The sequence below is a fragment of the Citromicrobium sp. JLT1363 genome (assembly GCF_000186705.1).
In the GTDB taxonomy this organism is placed as follows: domain Bacteria; phylum Pseudomonadota; class Alphaproteobacteria; order Sphingomonadales; family Sphingomonadaceae; genus Alteriqipengyuania.
In genome coordinates this window covers 299,015-313,445 of the sequence record NZ_AEUE01000004.1, presented here as the reverse complement: position 1 = coordinate 313,445, position 14,431 = coordinate 299,015, and the positions used below count along the sequence as shown (strand labels likewise).

At 62.0% G+C, this 14,431-nt stretch carries 13 protein-coding genes and 1 tRNA gene; 4 read left to right on the top strand and 10 right to left on the bottom strand.

The window, feature by feature from the left end; translation table 11 throughout:
* The 8 genes from ADAD_RS0108410 to aspS form a co-directional block, all read right to left on the bottom strand.
* Positions 1-1,254 carry a tyrosine-type recombinase/integrase gene (locus ADAD_RS0108410; protein WP_010412451.1) on the bottom strand — a complete coding sequence of 418 codons (1,254 nt, stop codon included), beginning with the start codon at positions 1,252-1,254 and terminating at the stop codon, positions 1-3.
* Between the two features lie 178 nt (positions 1,255-1,432).
* Positions 1,433-1,509 (bottom strand) — tRNA-Met (locus tag ADAD_RS0108405).
* 91 nt (positions 1,510-1,600) lie between these two features.
* A complete protein-coding gene (locus ADAD_RS0108400; RefSeq protein ID WP_010412448.1) occupies positions 1,601-2,125 on the bottom strand; it encodes a 2'-5' RNA ligase family protein in 525 nt (174 codons plus the stop codon).
* A gap of 8 nt (positions 2,126-2,133) precedes the next feature.
* Positions 2,134-3,096, bottom strand: coding sequence for an endolytic transglycosylase MltG (gene mltG / locus ADAD_RS0108395; RefSeq protein WP_010412445.1), 963 nt, complete (start codon positions 3,094-3,096; stop codon positions 2,134-2,136).
* Positions 3,096-4,355 (bottom strand): beta-ketoacyl-ACP synthase II, encoded by a 1,260-nt coding sequence (fabF, locus tag ADAD_RS0108390; protein ID WP_010412442.1) that lies wholly within the window; start codon positions 4,353-4,355, stop codon positions 3,096-3,098. The genes mltG and fabF overlap by 1 nt, the downstream gene beginning before the upstream one ends.
* Before the next feature lie 94 nt (positions 4,356-4,449).
* The gene (locus ADAD_RS0108385) at positions 4,450-4,686 is read right to left on the bottom strand and encodes an acyl carrier protein (RefSeq protein WP_010412439.1); all 237 of its coding nucleotides are present in this window, start codon (positions 4,684-4,686) and stop codon (positions 4,450-4,452) included.
* A 165-nt stretch (positions 4,687-4,851) separates the two neighbouring features.
* The gene (locus ADAD_RS0108380; protein WP_010412434.1) at positions 4,852-5,766 is read right to left on the bottom strand and encodes a tetratricopeptide repeat protein; all 915 of its coding nucleotides are present in this window, start codon (positions 5,764-5,766) and stop codon (positions 4,852-4,854) included.
* A gap of 94 nt (positions 5,767-5,860) precedes the next feature.
* Entirely contained in the window at positions 5,861-7,681 is a 1,821-nt protein-coding gene (gene aspS / locus ADAD_RS0108375; protein ID WP_010412431.1) for an aspartate--tRNA ligase, read from the bottom strand.
* 181 nt (positions 7,682-7,862) lie between these two features.
* Here aspS and rnd point away from each other — a divergent pair, with 181 nt between their 5' ends.
* The 3 genes from rnd to ADAD_RS0108360 all read left to right on the top strand — a co-directional run bounded on the left by rnd (position 7,863) and on the right by ADAD_RS0108360 (position 11,106).
* On the top strand, positions 7,863-9,041 hold the full coding sequence (rnd, locus tag ADAD_RS0108370; RefSeq protein ID WP_010412428.1) for a ribonuclease D: 1,179 nt from the start codon (positions 7,863-7,865) through the stop codon (positions 9,039-9,041).
* A gap of 9 nt (positions 9,042-9,050) precedes the next feature.
* Positions 9,051-9,971 (top strand): hydrogen peroxide-inducible genes activator, encoded by a 921-nt coding sequence (locus ADAD_RS0108365; protein ID WP_010412424.1) that lies wholly within the window; start codon positions 9,051-9,053, stop codon positions 9,969-9,971.
* Between the two features lie 172 nt (positions 9,972-10,143).
* Positions 10,144-11,106, top strand: a complete 963-nt coding sequence (locus tag ADAD_RS0108360) for a division plane positioning ATPase MipZ (protein ID WP_237700797.1) — start codon at positions 10,144-10,146, stop codon at positions 11,104-11,106.
* 12 nt (positions 11,107-11,118) lie between these two features.
* Here the strand turns inward: ADAD_RS0108360 and ADAD_RS0108355 are convergent, their stop codons facing one another.
* Together ADAD_RS0108355 and pgsA are read right to left on the bottom strand one after the other, a co-directional pair.
* Positions 11,119-12,273 (bottom strand): GGDEF domain-containing protein, encoded by a 1,155-nt coding sequence (locus ADAD_RS0108355; RefSeq protein WP_010412418.1) that lies wholly within the window; start codon positions 12,271-12,273, stop codon positions 11,119-11,121.
* A gap of 143 nt (positions 12,274-12,416) precedes the next feature.
* Positions 12,417-12,986, bottom strand: a complete 570-nt coding sequence (gene pgsA, locus ADAD_RS0108350) for a CDP-diacylglycerol--glycerol-3-phosphate 3-phosphatidyltransferase (protein WP_010412415.1) — start codon at positions 12,984-12,986, stop codon at positions 12,417-12,419.
* Positions 12,987-13,113: 127 nt separating this feature from the next.
* On the opposite strand from pgsA, the gene ADAD_RS0108345 reads away from it, so the two are divergent.
* The gene (locus tag ADAD_RS0108345; protein ID WP_010412413.1) at positions 13,114-14,427 is read left to right on the top strand and encodes an MFS transporter; all 1,314 of its coding nucleotides are present in this window, start codon (positions 13,114-13,116) and stop codon (positions 14,425-14,427) included.
* The last annotated feature ends 4 nt before the right edge of the window (positions 14,428-14,431 follow it).

Here is a 14,431-nt window from a genome sequence, read left to right as displayed (position 1 = left end):
TCACGCGGCTCTCAAAACTGCAATGTTTTGCGCTTTGCCGCCGATGGAATCGAGGAAGTCTGCCCAATCCTGCAGCATTGCACGACGGGGAGCGAGATATTCGGCAGCATTGTATGCCCCGCGAACCTCGTTCTCTTCGCTGTGTGCCAATTGCAGTTCGACCCAGTCTTCATGATATCGGCGGATCCACATCGGTGGATCGCCGACCTCGACCAGCTGCTCATTCGCCCAGGTGCTCGCCAGACCCCTGAAGCCGTGAACAGTTTGTCGCCCGTGGTAACCGAGCCGATAGAGACCATAGATCATCGTATTCTCGGAAAGCGGCATCTTGGGCTTCTGGCCTGGAAAGACGTATTCGCCTTCGGACTTGCTGATCATATCTTGAGCAAGAGAAGCGGCTTGTCGCGACAATGGCACGATATGCTCGCGGCCCATTTTCATCCGATCAGCGCCAATGCGCCAAACTGGTGAATCTCCGACTAGACCTTCAAACTCGTGCTTCTTGGCGAACCGGAGTTCCTTGGTCCGGACCCATGTAAGAAGAGCAAAGGTCAATGCCGCCCGCGTAATTTCGGATCGTCTCTCACCCTCTTCCTGGTATCGCTCCATCTTGATGATGAGTTCGGGTAGCTGTGCCAGAGGCAGCTTCGCCATATGCTTGACCCGAGGACGTGGCTTCAAAGCCCCCCGAAGATGCGCCGTTGGATCGGAATCGCAAAGTCCGCTGGCAATCGCGAACTGGAATACCTGACCAATACATTGCTTGGCCCGTCGACTGATGTCGAGCGCGCCGCGCTCCTCGATCTTCCGAATGACCTTCAGGACTTCTGGTGGAGTTATCTCATGCATCATGAGCTCGCCTAAGACAGGAAGCACGTCCTGCTCCATCCGCGACCACACGCGCTTCGCATGGGCGGGATTGAGACTACTTGCTCTGTTCTCATGCCACATGGTGGCAATCGCCCTGAAGGTCTTAGCCTCTTCGAAGTCCCGACCCGGTTTGTGAACCATCGGGTCCCTGCCTTCGGCCAGCACACCCTTGGCAGCTCTCTTGAGTTCTCTTGCGGCCGCTATTCCGACTTCGGGGTAGGCACCGAAAGAAAGCAGCTTCTCTTTCCCGTGGTACCGGTATTTCAGCCGCCAGAGCTTCGAGCCGTTCTTTTGCACGAGGAGGAATAATCCCTCCCCATCCGCAAGCTTGTATGGACGCTCAGCCGCCTTCGCTTTTTTGATCTGAATCTCACTCAAGGCCATTGGGGGTATCGCTCCTTTTCGCTACCCCCGGAAAATACCCCCAAAATACCCCCACACCAAATCCGGCTTCAAGCGAATGCATGCGCACGCAGGCGGACGCGAATCACTCACATCATTCTGTTTTAATTGAGTTTTACGGATGCATGCGGAAGCAAGCGAACCCATGCGGATTCGAGATTGGTAGCGGAGGAGGGACTCGAACCCCCGACACGCGGATTATGATTCCGCTGCTCTAACCACCTGAGCTACTCCGCCCCACAGGGCTTCGCCGGAGCACTCGGCTCTACGGCAGGCGGCGCTCTTACGGTGGGGGCGCAGCCTGGTCAAGGCGTGTCTTGCGTGCTTCTCATGCACGCGCTTTACCACGGAAATTCACGTCCTGGATCATGGTCCACGGGCCGCCTTCGTAACGGTGGATGCCAAGCCCGCGAAAACGGAAAGCCCGTTCTTCCACCTGCAGCGCGAGTTCGGCTTGAAGCGCCTTCGCGGCCTTGCTGGAAACCTTGTTCTGGACCGTAACGTGCAGCCGCTTGCCACCCTGGTCCTGCTCGGTCAGAAGCCCATGGAAATGCTCTGCAAGCATTGCCCGCAGGCGAAGCATGCCCTCGCTCTCCAGTCGAATTGCCGTGCCGCCGCCCAGCGACATGACACCGATAATGCGCGCATCGACCGGGGCGAATTCCTTTGCCAACTGGCGGGCGTGCTGGATCACCTCCGCCTCGCAGAAACCCGGCAAGGCATGGAACAGGGTGACATGGGCGGCGAGGTGATTACGCTCCGGCGGGAAGTGCGCATTGCGCAGACCGGTGGCCCAGCCCTGTAAACCTTCGGGCAATTGCGCGGTCACGATAAGTGGAGCGTCGCCGGACATGCCGAAGCCTACATCTCGCCGCGCTCGCGCCTCAGCTTGTACCATTCGGCCACGTTCGCATTGTGCTCTTCCAGCGTTTCGGCGAACACGTGCCCGCCCGATCCATCGGCAACCATGAACAGAGCATCGGTTTCCGCCGGGTTGAGCACTGCCGCGATCGCTTCGCGCCCGGGATTGGTGATTGGCCCGGTCGGCAATCCGACGCGCGTGTAGGTGTTGTAGCCATTCACCGCAGCAATTTCGGACTGGCGGATGCGGCGCCCGAGCGGCTTGCCTTTGGTGATCGGATAGATGATCGTCGGGTCGGCCTGCAGCAGCATGCCTTCCTTCACACGGTTCGAATAGAGCCCTGCCACCATGCGGCGTTCTTCCGCGATACCCGTTTCCTTCTCGACGATGGAGGCAAGCGTTACCGCGTCCTGGATATTGTCGACCGCGATATCCTGCGCGCGCTTTGGCCATGCCTCCGCGAGATAATTGCGCATCGCGGCCTGCATCCGCGCGAGCACTGCCGCACGATCCTCCCCGCGCTCGAAATCATAAGTGTCGGGCAGCACGCTGCCTTCCTTGGGCACCGGAATTTCGCCGGTAAGCAGGTCTTCGGCCATCAGCGTCTCGAAGACCAGAATGGAGGGCGTGCCTTCGGGTATCGTGACGAACCGGCGGATCACCTCGCCATGCTGCAGCGTGTCGAGAATACCCGCAGGACTGGTTCCGCCGGGCAGCAGGAACTCGCCCGCCTTGATCGGATCGCCGCTGCCCAGCACCTTGGCTCGCAGCAGAAAGGCATCCTGCCGGGCGATCAGGCCTTCTTCCTCCAGCTGCTGCGCAACCGATGTCAGTGTCGATCCCGACCGGACGATGAAGGAGGTATCATCCTGCGCCGGGCCCGGGCCGTACCAGCCCCACGCGAACCAGCCGCCCGCCAGCGCGATTGCGACGAGCACCAGCGCGAGGAGTGCGCGGATCATCAGTCCACTTTCTTCATCACGAGGCTGGCATTGGTGCCGCCGAAACCGAAGCTGTTGTTGAGAACTGCTTCGACCTCACGCCTTTTCGCGGTGTGGGGCACGAGGTCGACGCCTTCGGTGCCATCGTCGGGATCGTCGAGGTTGAGCGTGGGCGGCACGATCTGGTCGCGGATGGCGAGGATGCAGAAGATGCTCTCCACCGCGCCCGCACCGCCAAGGAGGTGACCGATCGCGGACTTGGTGCTGCTCATCGACGCGCCGCTCAGATCATCGCCGAAGACCCGCTTTGCTGCCGCCAGTTCGATCGTGTCGGCCATGGTGGAGGTGCCGTGGGCGTTGATGTAGTCGACATCGCTCGGCTCGAGCCCGGCCTTGCGCAGCGCCATCCGCATCGAGAGTTCGGCACCCTTGCCCTCGGGATGCGGCGCGGTAACGTGGTAGGCATCGCCCGACAGGCCGTAGCCGACGACTTCGGCGTAGATCTTGGCGCCGCGTGCCTTGGCGTGCTCGTATTCCTCCAGCACGACAACGCCCGCGCCCTCGCCCAGCACAAAGCCTTCGCGGTTGCGGTCGTAGGGGCGGCTCGCCTGCTCAGGCCGGTCGTTGTAACCGGTGTTGAGCGCACGGGCCTGCGCGAAGCCTGCAATGCCCAGCGGGTTGATGGTCGATTCCGAACCACCGGCCAGCATGATGTCGGCATCGTCGTCGCGGATCATGCGCGCCGCATCGCCGATCGAGTGCGCGCCGGTCGAGCACGCGGTGACCACCGCGTGGTTGGGCCCCATCAGGCCGTAGCGGATAGAGACCTGACCACTGATGAGGTTGATGATGCGTCCATGGACAAAGTGCGGGGAAACCCGGCCCGGGCCGCGCTCATGCAGGTTGACCGATTCGTACTCGATCCCCGGAAGGCCGCCGATACCCGCACCAATCGAAACACCGGTGCGCTCCTTCAGGGCCTGGTCCATCTCGGTAAGGCCGGCATCTTCCATCGCCTGCCCTGCCGCGTCGAGTCCGTAGACGATGAAAGGGTCGACCTGGCGCTGAATCTTCGGATCGACGCGCTTGTCGGGATCGAAGCCCCACTCGTGCTCCTTGCCCTTCACCTCGCAGGCAATGGTCGCCTTCTGGTTCGACGCGTCGAAGCGGGTGATCGGCCCTGCGCCGCTCTTGCCCGCGATAAGGTTCTTCCACGAGGTTTCGACATCGCTGCCCAGCGGGGTGACGAGGCCAAGTCCGGTTACGACAACGCGGCGCATTCACTTCTCCATAAACGAAATCAGGCCCGGCCCGCTGTCCGGGTCGGGCCTGTAAGATCGGGCGACATAACGTCGCCGCCAGAGCAGATCGGGCTTAGCCCTTGTGCTCTTCGATGTACTTGGTGGCATCGCCGACAGTGCTGATCTTCTCAGCCGCATCGTCGGGGATTTCCACGCCGAATTCTTCTTCGAAGGCCATCACCAGCTCGACGATGTCGAGGCTGTCCGCGCCCAGATCGTCGATGAAGCTGGCGTCCTGCGTTACCTTGTCGGCTTCCACGCCCAGGTGCTCGACGACAATCTTCTGTACGCGGTCGGCAGTATCGCTCATTCCCTATGCCCTCTCGACATCTTGCTGTTGCTAATCGCTCAACGCCCTATCCAAGCGGTTGATCCCGCGCAAGGGGGGTAGAGCGCGCAGTTTCACAAAGCCTGTCGAGCATTTGGCCCGGGCCGAGCCGCCTTGCCTTGGCCCGCTGCACCAGCTGAGGGTCGCCTAATAGCTCTCGCGGCGTTCCAGCTGGCGTTCGGCCAAAAGGTTCTGGCCGATACGGTGGAGCCCGGCCTGAGCCTCATCGTCGGAGGTCTTGTCCACCAGCGCTTGCCGATAGTAGCTTTCGGCCGTCGCGAAATCGCCGATCTGCTCGGCACACAGCCCCAGATTGAACAGCAGGGAGGGATGCCTTCCCAGGGCGGGTTCCAGCGCAGCAAAGGCATCGCACGCCGCGCGCTCGTCCTGCTTGGTCAGTCGCACCGCGTCGCGGAAGGCCCGGGACACATCGCGCGCCATGCCCTTGCGGCGTTCCATGATCCGAATGTCCTCGAAAGCCTGGACCGGCGCGAGCGCGCGGCGCACATCATCGGCGGCGGAGGCCAGTGCGCCGTCGACGACCGGCGCGACAAGCGGCTCGTCGTCGTAATCGGGGCAATAGCTCAGCACCTCGTTGCGCGAAAGCTGGCTCGACCACAGGATGGTGCCATCGGCGGACCGCAGCGTGGCGCGCGGGCGAACGTCGATGGCGAGCCGCAGACACGCGAGGTCCACCTTTTCGCGGCGGATGCATTTCCCATCCTCGTCTTCTTCCACGCAAACCTTGCGCCGCTCGGAAAACTCGGATTCGGTGACGCGCACCCACGCGTCGCCATCGAGGATGGCATCGGCATTTTCTGCCTGCGCGCGGTGGATCAGCGTGAACAGTGGCTGTCCGTCTATCGCGGCATCAACCAGCCGATCCTCGATGCGATTGGCGAAGTCCCGCCCCTCACGCCCGGTAAAGCGATCGATCGCGATAGTCCGCATCGCAGCGGCCTCGTCGCTTTCGGCCGGATAGATCGTCTCTATCCGCAGCGTCTCGGCCTGCGCATTCGTGCCAACCAAAAGCATCGCAGCCGCCACGATATACTTCAGCATCGTCGTCGCTCCCTGTTTTCACAGAGATCATGCACGGCGAACCTGTCGCGAGGATGAGCGGTCGCCAGAGCGACCGTTCAGCAGTCTTGATCGCTCAGGCGTCGCCTGCGCGATCGACCCGGGTCGCCTCGGGCGCGTCGGGTTTGGGCTGTTCCACCGTGCGGATGCTCAGCTCACGCAACTGCTTCGGCGATACGACCGAGGGCGCGCCCATCATCAGGTCCTGCGCGCGCTGGTTCATCGGGAAGGCGATGACTTCGCGGATATTGGGTTCGTCCGCCAGCAGCATCACGATCCGGTCGATCCCCGGGGCCGAACCGCCGTGCGGCGGCGCGCCCAGCTTGAACGCCTCGATCATGCCGGAGAAGTTCGCATCGACATCTTCTTTTGAATAGCCCGCGACTTCGAACGCCTTGTACATGATGTCCGGACGGTGGTTCCGGATCGCTCCCGACGAGAGCTCGTAGCCGTTGCAGACGATATCGTACTGCCATGCCTTGATCTCGAGCGGGTCCTGGTTCTCCAGCGCGTCCATCTCGCCCTGCGGCATCGAGAACGGGTTGTGGCTGAAATCGAGGCGCTTCAGGTCTTCGTCGTATTCGAACATCGGGAAGTCGACGATCCAGCAGAACTTGAAGCAGCCCTGCTCGATCAGTTCGAGCTGCTCGCCCACACGCGTGCGTGCGGCACCGGCCAGCTTCTCGGCTTCCTTGGGCTTGCCAGCCGCGAAGAACAGACCGTCGTTTTCGCCCAGGCCCAGCTCGTCGTAGAGCTTGGCCATTTCCTCGGGCCCATGGTTCTTGGCGATCGGCCCGCCGAACTCGCCGCCCTTGCGGGTGACGTAGCCGAGGCCCGAATAGCCTTCCCGCCGCGCCCAGTCGTTCATTTCGTCGAAGAACTTGCGGCTCTTCTCGTTGGTGTTCGGCGCAGGGATCGCACGCACGATGCCGCCACCGCCGACGATCTTCTCGAAGATGCCGAAGCCGGACTTTTCGAAGTGATGCGTCACATCGGTAATGATGATCGGGTTGCGCAGGTCCGGCTTGTCGCTGCCGTACTTGAGCATCGCCTCGGCATAGGGAATGCGCGGGAATTCGCCTGCGGGCGTCACGCTCTTGCCGCCCGAGAATTCCTCGAACACGCCCGCCAGCACCGGCTCGATCGCCTGGAAGACGTCTTCCTGCGTGACGAAGCTCATCTCGAAGTCGAGCTGGTAGAATTCCGGGCTGCGGTCGGCGCGCAGGTCTTCGTCGCGGAAACACGGCGCGATCTGAAAATAGCGGTCGAACCCTGCGACCATCAGCAGCTGCTTGAACATCTGCGGCGCCTGCGGGAGCGCGTAGAAACGGCCCGGATGCAGGCGGCTCGGCACCAGGTAGTCGCGCGCGCCCTCCGGGCTGGATGCGCCGAGGATCGGCGTCTGGAATTCGGAGAAGCCCTGGTCGATCATCCGGCGGCGCAGCGAGGTGATCACCCGGTTACGCAGCATGATGTTGTTGTGAACCCGCTCGCGCCGCAGATCGACGAAGCGGTACTTTAGGCGGATATCCTCGGGATATTCCTGCTCTCCCGCGACGGGCAGAGGCAGTTCTTCCGCCATCGACTGGACCGTGGCGGACTTGGCGAAGACCTCGATATCGCCGGTCGGCAGGTTGGCGTTGCGCGTTTCCTGCGAACGCGCCTTCACCACGCCATCGATGGTGATCACGCTTTCCGACTTCAGCGAATCCAGCAGCGCCAGCGCCTCGCTGTCCTCGTCCGCGACGATCTGCGTGATGCCGTAATGGTCGCGCAGGTCGATGAACAGGACACCGCCATGGTCGCGCTTGCGGTGGACCCAGCCGGACAGGCGAACGGTCTCGCCGACATCGCTTTCGCGAAGCTGTGCGCAAGTATGGGTGCGGTAGGCGTGCATTGTGGAACTTTCCGGTTCGGGGATTAGGCGCTAGGGGCGTGCCGAAGCTGAACGGCGAAAGCCCTGAAAGCTTGCGCGCGCTAACACGCGAATGGCCCGGTTTTGTCAAGCCGGGCGCGCTCGATTGGAGGGGCCGCGATGGCCCGAGGGCGGCACTCCGCCCGGCAGAGAAAGATCAAATATGAAAATCCACGACCTTATCACGACCACAGATGCACTGGCCGACCTTTGCGAAAGGCTCGGCAAGGGCGACTTCGTGTGCGTCGATACCGAGTTCATGCGCGAAAACACCTACTGGCCGGAGCTCTGCCTCGTCCAGATCGGTGACGAGAACGAGGCTGCGGCCATCGATCCGCTGGCTGACGGGATCGACCTCAAGCCGCTGCTCGACCTGCTGTGCGAGAACGAGGACGTGCTGAAGGTCTTCCACGCGGGCAGCCAAGACGTCGAGATTTTCTTCAACCTGACGGGCAAGACCCCCCACCCCATCTTCGATACGCAGATCGCGATGATGGCGATCAGCCAGTCCGAACAGATCGGCTACGCCAATCTGGTCGAAAGCTGGCTCGACAAGACGATCGACAAGGGTGCGCGCTTCACGGACTGGAGCCGCCGCCCGCTGACCGACCGGCAACTGGAATATGCCATCGGCGATGTGACCTATCTCGCGAAGATCTTCCCGAAGATCCTCAAGAAGCTGATGAAGACCGAACGCGGCGCCTGGCTGAACGCGGAGATGGACAAGCTCGCCGATCCTGAGAATTACGCCATCGATCCTGCCAAATCATGGAAACGCATTCGGGCACAGGGCCGCAATCCCCAGGTGCTCGGGCGACTGAAGGCCCTTGCCGCATGGCGCGAGGGCGAAGCGCAGCACAAGAATATCCCGCGCGGGCGGATCATGCGCGACGAGACGCTGGCCGACATTGCCTCTCACCCGCCCAAGAAGCAGGCCGACCTCGCCAAGGTGCGCGGGCTTTCCAATGTCTGGAAGGACAACGAGATCGGCAACCGGCTGATGGAAGTTCTGGAAGAGGCGGAGCCGCTCCCCGCGTCGGAAATGCCTCAGCGCACCAACCGAGGTGCACCGCTGGGCAAGGAAGGCGCGCTGGTTGCCGATCTTCTCAAGCTACTGCTGAAGATCCGGGCCCGCGAAATCGACGTCGCCCCGCGCCTGCTGACCCGCTCGGACGAGCTTGAACAGCTGGCCGCAGGCGTGCGCGACCTGCCGATCCTGCAGGGCTGGCGGCGCGAGGTGTTCGGCAGCGATGCCCTCGATCTGGTCGAAGGCAAACTCGCCTTCGCGGTCGAGCAGGGCAAGCTCAAGATGACCCATATCGACGACGAGGTGGAAGGCTAGGCACCAGGCATGTCCACTTACCTGCCCACCATCCGCCAGCTGCAATATCTCGTCGCGTTGCACGAACATGGTCATTTCGGCCGGGCCGCGGACGCCAGCTTCGTGTCGCAATCGACGCTTTCGGCAGGTATCCGCGAGCTCGAAACTCTTCTCGACGTGACGCTGGTGGAGCGCAGCCGCCGGGTGGTCCGCTTCACGCCGCTGGGCCACCAGGTGGTCGAAAAGGCTCATGCGCTTCTTCGGCAGGCCGAAGACCTGTCCGATCTCGTGCGCGCGGCCGGGCAGCCGCTGACGGGTACTTTGCGCATGAGCGTGATCCCGACCATCGCACCCTTCCTCCTGCCCCGCCTGTTACCGCGTTTGCGCAAGGATCGGCCCGAGCTCGAACTTTTCCTGCGCGAGGAAACGAGCAGCGACGCGGTCGAATCGCTGCACCACGGGCGGGTGGACTGCGTGCTGCTTGCCCTGCCCTTCTCCACCGGCGAAGTAGAACAGGCCCTGATCGGGAAGGACCGCTTCTTCGTCGCCTATCCCGGCGACGAACCGCGCGATCTGCCCGAGGAAATCCGGCCGGAGACCATCGAGGACGGCCGGCTGTTGCTGCTGGAAGACGGGCACTGCCTGAAAGAGCACGCTCTGGCCGCCTGCAACCGGCCCGAACTGCGCGCCGCCACCAGCATGATCGGCACCAGTCTGCACACGCTGGTCCAGATGGTCGATAACGGGCTTGGCGTCACCATGCTGCCCGAAATGGCGCTGGAGGCCGGTATTCTGAAAGGGACGAAAGTTATCGCGCGCCCGCTCGACGCGCCAGCGGCGACTCGGGATATCGCACTGATATGGCGCAAGAATTCCCCCCGCGAAGCAGACTTCCTTCTGCTCGCTGACGAATTGCGTGCCGGTCAGGCGCAGATACGCCGCGGCGCCTGAAACAAAAAATTCGGAAAATTAGAGACAGACGCCGTCGATTTATGGCACATGATCGTTCCATCGAAGGATGGGGCCGTTTCGCAACTTAACACCAAGGGCAATCACGCCACGCTTCGAATATAATACTTTTAAATAGTTGCAATCACTGGGGTGAATGTAAGGCATGACGGCAATGTGGAAGCGCACCGATAGCGACGCGGATGCCATAACGTCCGATCGTTCCCGGTTCGATGGGGAAGCCCCGGGCAAGGTCTTGGGCGATATTGCCCCCCGCCCCAGACTGACCCCCCACGTCATCACATTCGCCAATGAAAAAGGCGGCGTGGGCAAATCGACCCTCGCTTTTCATATCGCCGTCGCGCTGGCCCATGCTGGCCAGAAGGTCGTGGCAATCGATCTGGATCGACGCCAGCGCACGCTGGAACGCGGGCTGAGCTATCGCCAGGGGACGGCATGCAATCTTGGCGTCACACTTCCATCGCCCCATTATTCGGTGCTGGATTACCCGAGCACGGCGGCCCTCTACCAGACGATCAACCGGTTGGGGCCCGACGCAGATTTCGTGATCTTCGACGCTGCGGGCGCGGATTCGCCGATCTTCAGGCGGGTCGTCGCGCTTGCCGACACGCTAATCACCCCGATCAATGCATCGTTTCTCGATCTCGAACTGCTGGGGCGGCTCAACCCCGTCAGCGGCGTGCCCGAAAGGGCAGGCTGTTTCGGCCAGACGGTTTCGGAACTGCGCGAGGAGAAGCTTGCCCGCAAGATGGGGCTGATCGAGTGGATCGTGGTGAAGAACCGCGTTCGGGCTGCGGAAAAACGGCATATCGGCAGGGTCGATGATGCGCTGGAGCGTCTCTCGATCAGTCACGATTTCCGGATTGCGCAGGGATTGAGCGAGCGTGTCGCCTTCCGCGAGCTTTTCCAGTTCGGCCTCACCCATCTCGATCTCGATCTGATCCCGGACATGATCCGGCCCCAGGCGTCCAGCCGCGACGAGATCGAGGCGTTGATCGCGGATCTCGGCCTCAGGGTCGAATCGCGCGATGCGGGCGGCGGACCGACGCGACGCAATGCGCGCGTACTGAAGCGCACACGGCAGGATTTCCGGGCGGCGCTCAACGCGGTGCTCTGAGGCGAGGGGCGCTTACGAAGCCTGCCGAGAGTCCCCAGGATCGACCGCCAGCCGGATCTGGTTACGGCCGCCCTCCTTCGCCTGATAGAGCGCCTCGTCGGCAGCGGCCAGCGCCTCGCGCGGGTCGGTGTAACGTGCGACATCGGCAATGCCGCCGGAAAATGTCACGATCCCGAAAGGCTTGTCAGTCCGCCGGTTGATCATCCGGCGCTGCGCAAGCTCTTCGCGCGCGGCCTCTATCCGCGCAAAGGCCTCGACGGGAGTGACCCCGCGACACAGCATGACGAATTCCTCGCCCCCATGGCGTGCGATGAAGCAATCGCCACGGCAGGCAGAGGTAAGCGTTTCGGCAACAACCTTCAGAATGCGATCGCCGGCCTCGTGGCCGTGCGTATCGTTGATGGCCTTGAAATGGTCGAGATCGCAGAATGCCACGCTAAGCGGCTGTCCTTCGGCAAGCGCTTTCTCATAACTTTCCTGCAGGACCTTCTCGAACGCGCGGCGATTGGGCAGTCCGGTCAGGTAGTCCACCTCCGCATCGCGGCGCGCCCGATCCAGATTTTCGCGCAGAACTGCGGTTTCGCGCTCGCTGGCGCGCAACTCCTCTTCGGTCTGGCGCGAGCGGGCCAGCATTGCCTTTGCGAAATCCGCAAGGCCCGCGATAACCTCCTCCGTACCCTGCGTCTCCGCAAGATCGTCGACCTGCCGCTCCAGCTCGTCGCCATATTGCGAAGTGACCCGCCGTACCGTGCTCGTCGCGCGGGACAGTTCGTCGATGCCGTGTTCCAGCCTGTCGGCAAGTTTGCTGACCGCCTGCCCCCCATCGCAGGCATCGCCTCCGGTCGCCGCTTCCAGCCATTCGAGGGTGATCGGCAACCCGCGCGCGCGCCGATCGTCGATGCCGCGGACAAGGCCGGGATTGGTCCCGGAGCACGCCTCATAAGCTATCCGCAAGGTCAGCGGCGTGACGTCGAGATCATGGGACTGCATGAAAGTGCGAATCTGTTTGAGCTGGCGGCGACGGGCGCGCGTCAGCGAACGGCTGGATACCGTCGGTGTGGTATTTCCCTCGTCGATCGGTGACCGCAGGCCTGCGCCCCGAATGCCCACTCGGTGCAGGATACCCTGGCCGTATTCACCCGATCCGTCTGCCGCTATCGTCGCCATGCCGTCCTTTAAGCAGGCGAATCTTTATTCCGAGCTAAAGAGCGCCGGAATATTTCATCTGTTGGGAAATCAGCGACATAAATAGTCGCACAAGATCCGATCAGCGAAATCGCCACGAATTCGGGGGTCCGTGGCTCCGCGAATCAGGTATCCATGTGCTTCAGGCCAACCCGCAGGTAACCGTAGCCGGTGATGCAGGTGAGGATCGCCGCGAGCCATAGCGAAACGAGCCCGATCCAGCGGATCGGTTCGATTTCCGGCAGCGCACCGGAGAGAATCAGCACGCCCAGCGCGATCATCTGCAGGGTCGTCTTCCATTTGGCGAGGCGACTGACAGGGACCGATATCTGGATACCGCCCAGGAATTCGCGCAGGCCCGACACGATAATCTCGCGCATAAGGATGATGAGGCCCGCAATAACATGGGCATCGCCTACGATCGGGCCGGTAAGCCCGCCCTTGGCGGTCAGGATCAGGATGACGGCTGCCACCATTATCTTGTCCGCAATGGGGTCGAGAAACTGGCCGAGTTTCGAAACCGTGCCCTTCGAACGCGCCAGCATGCCGTCGAAATAATCGGTGATCGCGGCCGCGCAGTATAGTGCCAGCCCCAGCGCGTAGCCCAGCTGCCATTCCGGCCACCAGAGGAACAGCACCAGCAGTGGCACGGCAAAGATTCGCGAGAGCGTGAGAAGGTTGGGAAGCGTAAGCATTGGATACTGAATGCGCTTAACCGACCTGGGGTCCGATAAAAAGAGCCACCTCGCCCTTTGCGTGGAAAGGCAGGCTGCTTTAACGGGATGAAAATTCGCGCGCACCTGCGTGCACCGGAGTGATTGTATGACCACGTTGAGACTGCTGCGACGGCGGCGATTCCTGCCGCTGTTTTGCACCCAGCTTCTCAACGCCTTCAACGACAATCTCTACAAGACCGCGATGGTGCTTTTCGTGGTCTACGCGATCTACAGCGATCCCGACGCGGAAACCGCATTCAGTGCGGTCGCGTCGGCCCTCTTCATAGCGCCCTTCATTCTTCTCTCCGCCATCGCCGGACAACTGGCGGACATGCGCGACAAGGCGAAGATCATCCGCACCGTCAAGCTGTGCGAAATCGGCCTGATGAGCCTTGGTACGATCGGCCTGTTCCTCGCTTGGAAGGGGTTGCTGGTAAACACGCTCGCCATTCCGCTCATGCTGTTGGCACTGTTTCTCGCCGGGGTGCAGTCGACCTTTCTGGGCCCCATCAAATACGCGATCCTGCCGCAGCATCTGCGAAAGGGAGAAGTGCTGGCCGGCACGGGTCTGGTAGAGGCGGGTACCTATCTCGCGATTCTGCTGGGGACGATCATCGCCGGCTGGATCCCGGTCGAGGCGGCGATCGTCCTGATTCTGGCGACGGCACTGGTCGGTTACGCAAGCAGTCGAAACATCCCTGCGGCCCCGGCCCTGGGCGAGGTCGAGCCCATCGACTGGAACATCGTGCGCTCTTCGCTTGCGCTGGTGCGATCTGCGAAGAAGGACCGCGTCATCTATCTCGCCATCATTTCGATCAGCGTCTTCTGGATGGTGGGCGCGATCCTGTTCATCCAGTTTCCGCCGCTGGCCAAGAACGTCATTCACGCCAGCAAGGAAGTGGCCACGCTGTTCATCGTGATGTTCTCGATCGGCATCGCCATCGGCTCGGTCATCATCAACCAGCTGCTCAAGGGAGAGGTTTCGGCGCGTTACGCCCCGGCCAGCGTCGTCGGAATGGGCTTCTTCATCGTGCTGTTCTATCTTTTCGTGCGCCAGTGGCCTGCCGATCTGGAGGGCTCTTTCCTCACCGTCCCACAATTCCTCGCGTATCCGCTGGCCTGGGTCCTGCTCGCGGTGTTGCTGTTCATATCGATTGCGGGCGGGATTTTCGTGGTGCCCCTTTATGCCTTTCTCACCACGCGCGTTTCTGGCGACAAGGCATCGCGCACCATCGCGGCCACCAACATGATCAGTTCCACCTTCATGGTTGGCGGTGCAGTACTGGCAATGGCGATGACCTATATCGGTCTGGCAATTGCGGAACAGGTGCTAGCCAGCGTCGCGCTATGCCTGCTGACCAGTTGGGCCGCGCGCAAACTGCATGCGGAAGAACACCTGCCGAGCGCCCATTTCGATTAGGCGG

What these genes read in the sequence shown, in the direction of transcription:
- ADAD_RS0108410 (WP_010412451.1), bottom strand. Translation starts at nt 1,254, where the DNA reads ATGGCCTTGAGTGAGATTCAGATCAAAAAAGCGAAGGCGGCTGAGCGT.
- ADAD_RS0108400 (WP_010412448.1), bottom strand. Translation starts at nt 2,125, where the DNA reads ATGTCCGGCGACGCTCCACTTATCGTGACCGCGCAATTGCCCGAAGGT.
- mltG (WP_010412445.1), bottom strand. Translation starts at nt 3,096, where the DNA reads ATGATCCGCGCACTCCTCGCGCTGGTGCTCGTCGCAATCGCGCTGGCG.
- fabF (WP_010412442.1), bottom strand. Translation starts at nt 4,355, where the DNA reads ATGCGCCGCGTTGTCGTAACCGGACTTGGCCTCGTCACCCCGCTGGGC.
- ADAD_RS0108385 (WP_010412439.1), bottom strand. Translation starts at nt 4,686, where the DNA reads ATGAGCGATACTGCCGACCGCGTACAGAAGATTGTCGTCGAGCACCTG.
- ADAD_RS0108380 (WP_010412434.1), bottom strand. Translation starts at nt 5,766, where the DNA reads ATGCTGAAGTATATCGTGGCGGCTGCGATGCTTTTGGTTGGCACGAAT.
- aspS (WP_010412431.1), bottom strand. Translation starts at nt 7,681, where the DNA reads ATGCACGCCTACCGCACCCATACTTGCGCACAGCTTCGCGAAAGCGAT.
- rnd (WP_010412428.1), top strand. Translation starts at nt 7,863, where the DNA reads ATGAAAATCCACGACCTTATCACGACCACAGATGCACTGGCCGACCTT.
- ADAD_RS0108365 (WP_010412424.1), top strand. Translation starts at nt 9,051, where the DNA reads ATGTCCACTTACCTGCCCACCATCCGCCAGCTGCAATATCTCGTCGCG.
- ADAD_RS0108360 (WP_237700797.1), top strand. Translation starts at nt 10,144, where the DNA reads ATGTGGAAGCGCACCGATAGCGACGCGGATGCCATAACGTCCGATCGT.
- ADAD_RS0108355 (WP_010412418.1), bottom strand. Translation starts at nt 12,273, where the DNA reads ATGGCGACGATAGCGGCAGACGGATCGGGTGAATACGGCCAGGGTATC.
- pgsA (WP_010412415.1), bottom strand. Translation starts at nt 12,986, where the DNA reads ATGCTTACGCTTCCCAACCTTCTCACGCTCTCGCGAATCTTTGCCGTG.
- ADAD_RS0108345 (WP_010412413.1), top strand. Translation starts at nt 13,114, where the DNA reads ATGACCACGTTGAGACTGCTGCGACGGCGGCGATTCCTGCCGCTGTTT.